Below are 334 nucleotides of genomic sequence, written 5' to 3' on the forward strand. Positions count from 1 at the left end.
GTTCGGCGTGATCCGCCACGTCGCGGTCGACAAGACCGGCACCCTGACCCGCAACGAGCCCGCCGTCACCGCGGTGCTCACCGCCGACGGCGTGACCGAGGCGCAGGCGCTGGCGTGGGCGGCGTCGTTGGAGCAGCACAGCACCCACCCCCTCGCGGCCGCGATCACCGCTGCAGCGCCTGAGGCCCCTGCAGCCGAGGGCGTGACCGAGCAGGCAGGTCACGGCATCGAAGGCGAGCTCGACGGCGCGCGGATCACGGTCGGCAGCCCGCGTTGGCTCGACGCCGGATTCCTCGGCGACCAGGTCGCGGGGCTGGAGGAGCAGGGCATGACC

1 protein-coding gene is annotated in these 334 nt (G+C 74.0%); it reads left to right on the forward strand.

The window, feature by feature from the left end; genetic code table 11:
• On the forward strand, positions 1–334 hold a 334-nt coding region (locus AX744_RS11830), incomplete at both ends, for an HAD family hydrolase (protein ID WP_157543596.1).

The organism is Microbacterium sp. CCH5-D1, assembly GCF_001557335.1.
Lineage (GTDB): Bacteria > Actinomycetota > Actinomycetes > Actinomycetales > Microbacteriaceae > Microbacterium > Microbacterium oxydans.